This is a genomic window from Acidobacteriota bacterium (genome assembly GCA_021161905.1).
GTDB lineage: Bacteria > Acidobacteriota > B3-B38 > Guanabaribacteriales > JAGGZT01 > JAGGZT01.
The window spans coordinates 1-10,823 of record JAGGZT010000002.1; the positions used below are offsets into that span (position 1 = coordinate 1).

General features: G+C 49.7%; 14 protein-coding genes and 1 tRNA gene. 3 read left to right on the forward strand and 12 right to left on the reverse strand.

Translation table 11 applies throughout. The features are described from left to right. The 9 genes from J7L64_00165 to folK all read right to left on the reverse strand — a co-directional run. The coding region (locus J7L64_00165; GenBank protein ID MCD6450772.1) for a hypothetical protein at window positions 1-295 on the reverse strand (295 nt) is incomplete at its 3' end. A gap of 88 nt (window positions 296-383) precedes the next feature. Beyond that, the gene (locus J7L64_00170) at window positions 384-1,520 is read right to left on the reverse strand and encodes a C39 family peptidase (protein MCD6450773.1); all 1,137 of its coding nucleotides are present in this window, start codon (window positions 1,518-1,520) and stop codon (window positions 384-386) included. Between the two features lie 194 nt (window positions 1,521-1,714). After that, a tRNA-Ser gene (locus tag J7L64_00175) sits at window positions 1,715-1,807 on the reverse strand. Between the two features lie 73 nt (window positions 1,808-1,880). Further along, window positions 1,881-2,801, reverse strand: coding sequence for a quinolinate synthase NadA (nadA, locus tag J7L64_00180; protein MCD6450774.1), 921 nt, complete (start codon window positions 2,799-2,801; stop codon window positions 1,881-1,883). Further along, on the reverse strand, window positions 2,798-3,187 hold the full coding sequence (locus J7L64_00185) for an aspartate 1-decarboxylase (GenBank protein MCD6450775.1): 390 nt from the start codon (window positions 3,185-3,187) through the stop codon (window positions 2,798-2,800). The genes nadA and J7L64_00185 overlap by 4 nt, the downstream gene beginning before the upstream one ends. A 4-nt stretch (window positions 3,188-3,191) precedes the next feature. Further along, the gene (locus J7L64_00190; GenBank protein MCD6450776.1) at window positions 3,192-4,037 is read right to left on the reverse strand and encodes a pantoate--beta-alanine ligase; all 846 of its coding nucleotides are present in this window, start codon (window positions 4,035-4,037) and stop codon (window positions 3,192-3,194) included. Next, window positions 4,034-4,894, reverse strand: a complete 861-nt coding sequence (panB, locus tag J7L64_00195; GenBank protein ID MCD6450777.1) for a 3-methyl-2-oxobutanoate hydroxymethyltransferase — start codon at window positions 4,892-4,894, stop codon at window positions 4,034-4,036. The genes J7L64_00190 and panB overlap by 4 nt, the downstream gene beginning before the upstream one ends. A gap of 124 nt (window positions 4,895-5,018) precedes the next feature. Next, window positions 5,019-5,654 (reverse strand): deoxynucleoside kinase, encoded by a 636-nt coding sequence (locus J7L64_00200; GenBank protein ID MCD6450778.1) that lies wholly within the window; start codon window positions 5,652-5,654, stop codon window positions 5,019-5,021. Window positions 5,655-5,720: 66 nt separating this feature from the next. Then, entirely contained in the window at window positions 5,721-6,227 is a 507-nt protein-coding gene (gene folK / locus J7L64_00205) for a 2-amino-4-hydroxy-6-hydroxymethyldihydropteridine diphosphokinase (GenBank protein ID MCD6450779.1), read from the reverse strand. Window positions 6,228-6,676: 449 nt separating this feature from the next. Between folK and J7L64_00210 the strand changes: the two genes are divergently transcribed. Beyond that, complete coding sequence (locus J7L64_00210; protein MCD6450780.1) at window positions 6,677-7,876, forward strand: radical SAM protein; 1,200 nt, start codon at window positions 6,677-6,679, stop codon at window positions 7,874-7,876. A gap of 12 nt (window positions 7,877-7,888) precedes the next feature. Further along, window positions 7,889-8,350, forward strand: coding sequence for an SsrA-binding protein SmpB (gene smpB / locus J7L64_00215; protein ID MCD6450781.1), 462 nt, complete (start codon window positions 7,889-7,891; stop codon window positions 8,348-8,350). A 119-nt stretch (window positions 8,351-8,469) separates the two neighbouring features. On the opposite strand, the gene J7L64_00220 is transcribed toward smpB, so the two are convergent. From J7L64_00220 to J7L64_00230, 3 genes are read right to left on the reverse strand one after another with little or no spacing between them, the layout of a single operon-like run. After that, a complete protein-coding gene (locus J7L64_00220) occupies window positions 8,470-9,177 on the reverse strand; it encodes a hypothetical protein (GenBank protein MCD6450782.1) in 708 nt (235 codons plus the stop codon). A gap of 15 nt (window positions 9,178-9,192) precedes the next feature. After that, the gene (locus J7L64_00225) at window positions 9,193-9,816 is read right to left on the reverse strand and encodes a hypothetical protein (protein ID MCD6450783.1); all 624 of its coding nucleotides are present in this window, start codon (window positions 9,814-9,816) and stop codon (window positions 9,193-9,195) included. 2 nt (window positions 9,817-9,818) lie between these two features. Beyond that, window positions 9,819-10,202, reverse strand: coding sequence for a carboxypeptidase regulatory-like domain-containing protein (locus tag J7L64_00230; GenBank protein ID MCD6450784.1), 384 nt, complete (start codon window positions 10,200-10,202; stop codon window positions 9,819-9,821). 281 nt (window positions 10,203-10,483) lie between these two features. Here J7L64_00230 and J7L64_00235 point away from each other — a divergent pair. Next, window positions 10,484-10,823 (forward strand): amidohydrolase family protein (locus J7L64_00235; GenBank protein ID MCD6450785.1); only part of this gene is annotated, 340 nt, incomplete at its 3' end.

The following is a 10,823-nucleotide window of genomic DNA, read 5'->3' on the forward strand; positions in this document are numbered from 1 at the left end:
AGGGGGTGATCTTATCCATATCGGTAGGGATATTGTACACAAAGCTGCCGACGAACCCGTAGCTGGTCACATCGCCGAGAATAACATTGAACTCCCCCTGGAAACCGTATCTATCGGTAAGGGCATACTCGAGCGAGCCACCAAGACCGAAATCCGTTCCACCATTGATATATAAGCCACCGTAAACACTGGCAAAGATCGTCCCTGGCTCCACCTCGTCCGCTTTGGCAGTAGGAATAGCCACAAAGAGAAGCAGCAACGGCACACAAACCAAAATTCCTAACTTCCTCATCATTTATTCCTCCTGATTTTATATTTTAAGCCTCCTCTTCTCGATTGGCAACAAAAAACATCGAAAATAATCTAACAAAATAACTCTTTTACTACTTTTTGAGCGTTTCCTTTAGAAGTTCGCCCGCTTCCTTTTCTTTTGCCGCCCCCTCCCTTATCAGATTCGCAGCCTTCCGGACATCCGGCTTATCCTGTTTAAGAAGATCGAGCGCCTCGCGATAGCTCTCCGCTGCCTGCCCAAGAAGATAGACCACCTCCTTCAAATCGATACCAGCGGAGGAAAAGCCTCGAAGAAAGAAGACATCATCCTCTCTGGTATAGACAAGCATCTCGACCAAAGAGAGGATCACATCCCATTTACTCGCCTTCGGAGAGAGCTTTTCAAGATAGGAAGCGAACTTTGAAATAGCATACGAACCTTGAGCGACGGGTCCGAAGCTGTCTCCTATAAGAAGCCCAGCGTTCCTTCTCAAGATGAAAGAGATATCCTCCTTTTTTTCTCCTTTCTCGAAGACGACAAAGGCATAGCGCCAGGGGAGGCGGAAGTAGCCGAGGGCTTCGGCAACCGCCTGCTTAAGGACATCCTTAGCAACCGGAATCCCCTTTTCTTCCTCTAAAAAGCGGTTTTTCTCCCCAGTCTCGTAGTAGTAGAAGTACTTATCGTCATAACCCACTATCACCTCGCTGTGGGAAGAGAACATGCCGGGTTGGCCCTTCAATCTTCCTACATTAACCGATACCCGCACCGGCAATCCGGAGGAGATGAAATACTCGATCCCGCGAAGAAAAAGGGCAGGATCATTGGTCACCAAATACCGCCTCTTAAGGCCGAGATAAGGGGCAGCGACTCGAAAACCCGGCTCGGGATCGGTATAGGGGAGGAAAAAAGCCCTCTTCCCCCCAAGGCTAATGTAGGCTGCTCCATAGGTGAACCCCATCAGGAAATTGACCTCTCCTAAAGAAACCCTTTCCCCATTGAGATAGTAGGAGATCATCTGCAGGCTGGCTGACTGACAATACGCCTTCCTATAAGATATCCAGGGGACACCAGAGATGTGATACTCAGCGGGAGCGGTTTTGACCTCCTCCGTCCTAAGGGGTTCTGGCTGGTATTGAGAAGTGAAATATTTCCTCTGGAAATAGGTACCGATGTGAGGGAGAAGAAGATAGACGGCTAATGCCAACCCACCGATTACGATAAGAACGATCCATCTTTTCTTTATCTTCATTTTTTCCTCCCAAGGATAAGGACGGCTTACATTTAAGAAGCCAAAGTTGAAGACCCTAACCTGGGAATCTCTTTTCTCTTCTTGGAAGATATGTATCGGCTGTAATTAAAGAGCGAGAAGAGCAAAAGCAATAAACATCCTCTTTTGCTGTGCAGTCTCAACTGCTACTTTCCCAGATTAAAGACAAAAAATTATGGCGGAGAGGGAGGGATTCGAACCCTCGATCCCGGGACTACCGGGATAGCTGCTTAGCAGGCAGCCCTGTTCAGCCACTCCAGCACCTCTCCGCCTGCCTTTCTGGTTAAATTTATAAAATAATTATCGCTTTCTGTCAAGCTCAAAGGACACTTGCAGCGAAACTCATCGTTCCCGGGGAACCTCGAGCATCCTCAAAAGCGCCCTCTTTGCTCGAACCGCTATCTCATCGGGCACGGTGATAACCGGGGATAAGGTCTCGAGTGCCCTGAGAATAGAATCTAAGGTGGTGAGCTTCATATTAGGGCAAACGAGCGTGGGGCTTGCGATATAGAACCTCTTCTCCGGTGCCTCCCGGGAGAGACGATGGATCATCCCTATCTCTGTGCCCACGATTATCTCCTCTGCCTCAGTCCGTTTGGCAAATGCGATTATCCCCGAAGTGCTCGCCACCTCATCAGCCAGATCGATAACCTCAGGTCGACACTCAGGGTGAACTATCACCTTCGCTTTCGGATGCTTCCTCTTCGCCTCGAGCACCTCCTCCGGGGTTAGTCTCTGATGGGTGGGGCAATAGCCATCCCAGAGGATCATCTTCTTCTTGGTAAACCGGGAGACGAAATGTCCCAAGTTCTTGTCGGGGACAAATATGATCTCCTCGTTCGGAAGGTACTCCACCACCCGAAGGGCATTAGCTGAGGTACAGCAGATGTCGCTTTCCGCCTTGACCGCTGCCGATGAATTGATATAGGTTACTACCGTTGCTTTGGGATGGTTCTTTTTCATCTCCAAAAGCGCGGATGGTTCCGCCATATCAGCCAGAGGACAGCCCGCAGCTCGCTCAGGGAGGATGACCTTCTTCTCCGGCGAGAGGATCGCTGCCACCTCTGCCATAAAGTAAACCCCACAGAATATGATCACCTGGGCATCAGCCTCCGCCGCCTTATGGGAAAGATCGAGGGAATCCCCCCGAAAATCAGCTATGTCCTGCACCTCGGGTATCTGGTAATTGTGGGCGAGGATCACCGCCTTATGCTTCTTTTTAAGCTCGGTTATCCTTTCTCTAAGCTCATCTTCCCGGTTCATCCGGCACCTCCTATAAAGAGAGAACCCTGCCTTACCTCCTTTATCCTGTTATCCTCTCCGTCGAGGAGTACTATTTTCGGCTGATGATGAGCCACCTCCGAAGGGGAGATAAGGGCGTAAGAAGCGACGATCACCAGATCGCCCTCCTTGACGAGGCGTGCTGCTGCCCCGTTTGTCACCACCTCGCGGGAACCCCGCTTCCCCTCTATGAGGTAGGTCTCAATCCTCGCTCCACTGGTAATGTCATACACTTGCACCAACTCGTAAGGAAGCATCCCTGCCCGCCTCATCAGATCGGGGTCGAGAGTGAGGCTTCCCTCGTAATTGATATCCGCCCCGGTCACCCGGGCACGATGTATCTTCGCCTTAAGCACCTTGATGAACATTATCCTACACCTCGATCATTATGTTATCGATAAGCCTTGTCTTGCCGATAAATACAGCAAGGGCAATAAATACCTTCCCTTTAAGCTCGGGAAGGGGCTTTAGATTCCTTTCATCAACTACCTCAATATAGTCTATCCGAGCAAGCGGTTCCTTCTTGATAAGCTTCTTCATCTCGTCCTTTATTCTACCACTATTCCTCTCTCCCTCCCTAATCATTTGTTCAGCCACCTTCAACGCTCGATAAAGTACCGTGGCGCTCTTCCGCTCCTCCTGGGAGAGGTAGCTGTTCCTCGAGCTCATCGCAAGGCCATCTTCCTCCCGCACGATGGGAAGAACGACGATCTCGACATCGAGGTTGAGGTCGGCAACCATCCGCTTGATGATTATCACCTGTTGGGCATCCTTCTGCCCAAAGAAGGCCAAATGGGGCTTTACGATGTTGAACAGCTTGAGCACCACAGTGCAAACACCGGCAAAATGGCCCGGCCTACTCTTCCCGCAGAGAACATCGGAAAGGCCTTCAACCTCGACCCGGGTAGAGAAACCATCAGGATACATCTCAGAGGAAGAAGGGCAGAAAAGGTAATCGACCCCCTCTTTCTCAGCCAACGAGGCGTCTCGCTCGAGATCCCGGGGATAACGGTCGAAGTCCTCCCCCGGTCCAAATTGGATGGGATTCACAAACACGCTCACCACCACGATGTCGGAGCGCCTCCTTGCCTCCCGGATCAGGGAGAGATGTCCCTCATGGAAATAGCCCATCGTGGGGACAAAACCAACCCTCTTCCCTTGAGATCGGGCACGCTCCGAGAGCCTTTTCATCTCCTCTATAGCCTTTACGATCCTCATCGCTTAACCCCAAACCTCTCCCTCAATCTCTCCTTGACCTCCTCCGGCAGATGATAGCTCTCGCTATCATCAGGAAAGCTACCCTCCCTTACATCACTTGCAAACCGGGAAAGGGCTTCCCTCACCACCGAGTAGATATCGGCATACCTCCTCACAAACTTGGGGACAATATCCTGGTAGAAACCGAGGAGATCGTAGGAGACGAGCACCTGTCCATCGCAACCAGCACCAGCACCGATGCCGATGGTAGGTATGGTGAGCCGTTCCGATATTATCTCCGCTATCTCTACCGGAACCCCCTCAAGGACGATTGAAAAAACCCCCGCCTCTTGAAGCGCCTCAGCATCGGAGATGAGCTCCTCTGCCCTCGAAAGCTCCTTCCCCTGCACCCGGTAGCCCCCGAAGACATTCACCGACTGGGGGGTAAGCCCAAGATGCCCCATCACCGGGATCTCCGCATCGATCAAGCGACGGATCATCGGGAGCCTCTTCCTTCCTCCCTCTATCTTCACCGCCTCCGCCCCCCCTTCCACTATCAGCCTCCCCGCATTCCTTATCGTCTCCTCTTCGGTGATGTGGAAGGAGAGATAAGGCATATCGGCGACGATGAGAGGTCTCTTTGCTCCCCGGGAGACGGCAGCGGTATGGCGGACCATATCGTCGAGGGTTACCCTGAGGGTATCCTCATAGCCGAGTACCACCATCCCCAAACTATCTCCCACCAGGATGATATCCACCCCTACCTCATCGAGTATCCTGGCAAGGGGATAATCGTAGGCGGTGAGCATAACTATCCTTTCCTTCCGTTTCTTCTTCTTGAGGATATCGGGGATAGTGATCTTTTCTTCCTTACTCATAACGACCTCCTTTCTCCCCACCTGACTTGGTCCAGGTTGGGGGAAATACGAAAAAGCCCTTCCGAGAGGGAAGGGAACACCCTATCCGAGGAACAGGAGCCAACCCTTCCGTCTCGGTCTCGGATCACCGAGATCCAAGCGGAACATAATACCTCGTTCCTCTCCCCATCCGGCTTATCTCCCGGATGAGCTCATCCACCTCCTCGGGTTTCTTGGTGAAATCAACCTCGGAGGTATTCACCACCAGAAGCGGGGTCTTATTATAGTGGAAGAAAAACCTGTTATACGCCTGGTTCACCTCTTCAAGGTAATCCAGGGAAAGCGACGCCTCCTCTTTCTTCTTTCTCTTTTTTATCCGTTCCCAGAGGACATCGGTAGACGCCTGAAGGTAGATGACGAGATCAGGAGAAGGAACATTAGGAACAAGAAGCGAGTAGAGTTTCTCATAGATGATGAGCTCAGCATCAGCCAAATTGAGGTAAGCGAAGATACGATCCTTCTCGAAGAGGTAATCGGAGATGGTGAGTTTGAAGAAGAGATCCTGCTGGCGTAACCCCTGCTGTTGCTGGTAGCGGGTAAGGAGAAAGAAAAGCTGGGTCTTAAAGGCGGCTTTTTCCCGATTGCGGTAGAACTCCGCCAAGAAAGGGTTCTCACTCTCTTCGAACAAGGGAGCTGCCTTGAGCTTGTGCGCAAGGACCTCTACCAAAGAGGTCTTCCCCACCCCGATGGGACCCTCAACCGCGATATAGCGAAGCCTCAATTCCTCCACTATAGCCCCCTCTTCTGGCTCCCCTAAGTATAGAAAAACATTTTAAGGTTTGCAACCCTATTCCCCGGTAGGCGATTTTAATCTACCCACTAAGATAACCCGGGAGGGATCGGAAAGCTCGCTAAACAGCTCGGAAACGGTCTTCTTGAAAACAGGATGGCAAACAGCCCCCGCAATCTCGACTAACGGAGCGAGTACGAACCTCCTCAGATGCAGGCGGGGATGAGGTATGACGAGATCCTCCTCTTCAACAACCCGCTCCTGGTAGAGAAGGATATCGACATCGATGGTTCGGGGACCGTCCTTCACCGATCGTACCCGCCCCAGCTCATTCTCCACCCTCCCCGCCAAACCAAGAAGCGCCCTTGGAGAAAGCCCTGTTTCCACCTCAGCGACCAGGTTCAAAAACCAGGGCTGATCGGGAAATCCCACCGGCTCGGTGAGGTAAAGGGAGGAAAGTAAAAAAGGGTCTGCTCCTCCCCTTTTGAGGAGAAGAACCGCCTGCCTGATGTTTTCCTCCTTATCCCCTAAATTCGAACCAAGTCCGATAAATATCCCCCGCATCTTCCCTATGTTAGAGGTAGGAGACACCATTGTCAAACTGGGCTATCCAAATCCTCAAACTTTGTGCTGATATCAAGTGGGAAGAGATTTGCCATCAGCTATCCCCTCACCCGAGATTGCCAACGATCTCCTCCATTTTGGGAACGATGATCATTTCCTCTACGCAGTAAAGGCGAGGACAGGGAAAGAAAAGATGAAGACTCGGACAACCACAAGGGTTGTCCCTACATTTTAAAGATGAAAGCAAGCACCAGCTGTCGCTTTTATATAATCTCGCGTAGGGACAGGGCTTGCCTCTGTCCGATTAATCTTTTCTTTATCTTGCGGGGAAAGGGGTCTCCCCTATCCATTCAACCACCGCAACCATCCCTCATCGCCCTTGACCAGGCTGAGCAAGTGCGGTAGAATTAAACGCCAGCAAGAAGGAAAATTTATTAAGGAGAACGATAATGATTGACGATGTTCGGCGAAACCCAGGACTTTTGAAGCTTGACCTCTTCTGCAAGGGGATGAAGATAGACGAAAGCTGTACCGTGAGTGAGGATGCTCGGGAGATCCTACGCACCAGGGCGGGGCTCGGCTCTGGGCTCGAGGTAATCCTTCCTGATGGGCTTTATGCCAATGTTCCTGTGCTCGAAAAATTCGTGGATAAAAGCCCCTATGTCCTTCACAAGGAAAATGGTCGTTATATGATAAAGCGAGATGGGGAGTACATCTGCGACATCACCCTTCCCAAAGAGCCAAAGTTCTATAAGATGCGTACCTCAAGCGGAAAGTTGATGTCCCGCATCGGGGTTCTCCAGGGCACTTACCTTGGCATCTTCCCCACTGATGTCTGCGACTACTGGAAGATGGAGCCGAAGATGAACTGCAAGTTCTGTTCGGTGGGGCTCAACCTCGGGGAATATGAGGACCGGGAGAAGACGATCCAGGATGTGGTGGAGACGGTCAAGGCGGCGAGGAAGGAGCTCGGCATCACCTATGTTCACTTCAACACGGGCCATTACGAGGGGGATACCTATCTCGACCAACTGGAACCGATAATAAAGCGAGTGAAGAAGGAGACTGGTCTCCTTATCGGGGTTCAGACCCCGCCCCACCACGATCTCACCCGGTACCACTACCTCAAGAAGATCGGGGTGAACCAGGTCTCCTTTTGCTTCGAGCTCTGGGATGAGGAGCGGTTCAAGGAGGTCTGCCCTGGGAAGAACAAGTTCTACGGCTTAAAGCGTTATCTCGACGCGGTGGAATACTGCGCCAAGATATTTGCCACTACCAACGGGGAGATAATCGCCGGACTCGAGCCACCGGAGAACTCGATCGAGGCGATAGACTGGATGACCTCGGTGGGAGCAATACCAACTGTCTGCGTCTTCCGCCCCTTAACCGGCACCGACTATGAGAATGTACCCCCACCCAAGACCGAGGAGATGATCCCCATATTCCGCCGGATGTACGAAGCCTGTATGGAACACAACCTCCCCATCGATGTCGCCCCAAACATCAAGGTGAGTATCGTTCTTCTTCCTGAGGAGGGGCGCTACTTCCTCGATGATCCCGAGAAATATAAATGGCGGGAGCTGAAGTGGAAGATCCTCCGCCAGTTCTACCACGCCTATTTCTACACCAAGATCTGGTTCAAACGCTGATCCGGAGGATGGATGGCGGAAACTAAGCTCGTTGCCGAAAATAGACGCGCCCGCCACGATTACGAGATAATAGAGACCTATGAGGCGGGGCTGGTCCTTCTCGGTTGGGAGGTAAAATCCCTTCGTGAAGGACGGGTGAGCCTGAAGGATGCTTATGCCCGCCCCAGGGGAGAGGAGATATTCCTCCTGAACTGCCATATCAGCCCCTATTCCCATGCCACCAACATCGAGGCAGATCCGGAAAGGCCACGAAAACTCCTCCTGAAAAAACGGGAGATAAAGCGATTGATAGGGAGGGTTACCGAGAAGGGGCTTACTCTCATTCCTCTCCGCATCTATTTCAACCGCCGGGGCTATGCCAAGGTGGAGATAGCCCTCGCCCGGGGGCGGAAGCTCTACGATAAGAGGGAAGTAGCTAAGAGACGGACCATAGAACGGGAGCTTCGCTCCGCCCTCAAAGAGAAGCAAAGGTAATATCTTCCCCTAATCAAAGATGAGGCAAAAGCCCTTGCTCCATCTTAAGCCGGTGAAAAAGGCAAAAAATTTTTCCCCTCTCTCGAGGCAAGTTCCATCCTTTTCAATAAAATAGTGGTTTAAAATCGATAGCTCAAACCAAGAAGAAAACTGTCGTACATTGGATCGCCCCCGAAAAGGGGAATGATAAAACCGTGCATCCTCCATTCAGCCCTGATAAAACAGCTTTCCTCCAGTCTATATTTATAGCCGAAGCCAAGGTCTAAGATAGTACACCTTCCTTCTAAAGTGGAGAACTTTTTATCCACATCCGATTCGTTATCGATCATCCAGTAATCCTCCCGCACCGCCATATAACCGGTGCCGAAATAGAGAAATATATTACCCTTTTTCTCCCCTTCTATCCCAAAGTATCTATAGAACCCAACATCGAGAATAAAGGCGCTCCTTTTCTCCCAGATTTCAGTAAAGTCATAATAGTAGCCACGACCAAGCTCCCTACAAAACTCTTCTTCTACCCTTCCCGAGCTGTTGAAATCATCGTACCACTCAGAAGGAATGGCGTAAGCAAAGGAAACCGCTACTGAATAGTGGGGCGATATCTTCCGCTCGAAACCGATGCCAAAAGTGGGACGACGCCTCGCCTTAGGGGAAAATAGCCCTAAGGTCAAACTCGCACCATAAAACAACCCTAAAGAGGTGGTTATCTCGTTTTCCTTCTCATCATCAAGAGATGCTTTAGCTAAAGGAGGAAAAGGGGGAAACAAAATAAACATTAGAAAGAGGAAAAGAGCAACTCCTTTATTCAACAACCTATCTTTCTTCATCTTATGCCTCAACTATTAAAACCTAACCCCCCAGCCAGCCATTATCTGATAGGTGGAAAAATATCCACCAGGATCCACTGCCCAGATCATAACCTTACAGAAAACTTTACTCCCCAGATAACATCTAACACCTCCACCGAGGATAAAGAGAGGGAAATCACTCTTTTGATACCTACACTTCCCATCCTCGGAACAGGTTATCGATTCATCGAATTTAGAGGAAATACTATAAATGCTAACCTCAAAATCGACACGATCCTTACTCCAACCGACACCAACAGTAAGGAAGGGTTCAAATCGCGGGGAAACATCGAAAGAATACTCCCCCCGAAAGGAGAAAAGCAGGCGGTACTGGCTGTTAACAATTAGATAGCTCTTCTTCTCAAACTCTATAAGCTTTGGAAAGTCTAATTGGGGAATATGATAGGCTGCTCCGAGGTCGGAGGAAAAAACAAAATGATCCGTAAGATGGTAAGAAAAACTCACTCCTAAGGAAGGACCGAACCGAGAAGTAGCATATGAACCACCAGCAAAGAATAGAAATTCGCACTGTTTCCCTTTCTCCTTGGCAAAACTGGGGAAAGCGATAATTAAGGAGAGAATAACAACGATCGCTATCTTCCACCTTAATTCATCCACCGCTATTTCCTTTCCAATACGATCCTTAGGCCTTCTGCTCTCTCTCCGGGCTCAAGCCGCCAGATTGGAGATACAAACAGCTTGTAATCTTTATGAACCACTTTAAGCACAAACCTTAATCCCGATTGAATATTGCCTACATAGAAAGAACCATTTTGGGGTGTTTCCCTTGTACCAGTATGCCAAAAATCCAATCTAAGTGGAGAGAAAGGAAGAGGGTCCTTATAAACTATCTTTATCCTTACACCGCCTATTGGATTATTTTCTTCATCCACTATATACCCAGAAACGCTTCTCGATTTCTCAAGTTTAAAATCAATCCCAGATTTAACCACCCCACTTGCCGGTTCAAACCCTTTAGTAACCATATTATAGCCGTTAGTCATAATCACCCACCCATTTCTTGTCCCCAGGTAGTCTTCTTGCCTCATATATTCCGCTCTTATCTGAAAGCACCGTCCTTATCTCATCCTAAGCTTAATATCATTGATCAATAAAGGTGTTTCTTTATTGTTAATTGTAAATACTAATTTCTAAAATGTCAAAAAAGCTTTGCGGATGTAAAAAGGAGGATACCCTTTCCCCGAGAAAAATTAGGATGTATAAAGCAACAGCACTTGCGGACTTGTTCCCTCATCGGCTATAATCCTCAAAAAGGAGGGGAAAGATGGGTAAAAAGGGCTTGGGTTTACTGTTAATAGCCTTTATCAGTGGGCTTTTCCTTTCTTCTTCCTGTGAACAGGCTCCTAAGTACGACATAATCATCAAAAACGGAAAGATAATAGATGGAAGCGGGAACCCCTTCTACTACGCCGACATCGGGATAAAAGGAGCCAAGATCGAAAAGATAGGCGATCTAAAAAAGGAAAAGGCGAAGAGGATCATCGACGCCTCGGGAAAGTATGTCGTTCCCGGTTTCATAGATATCCATACCCACATCGACCGCAAGCTCGACGAGATGGGCATAGCGGATAACTATGTGCTTCAGGGGGTGACCACCGCTTTAG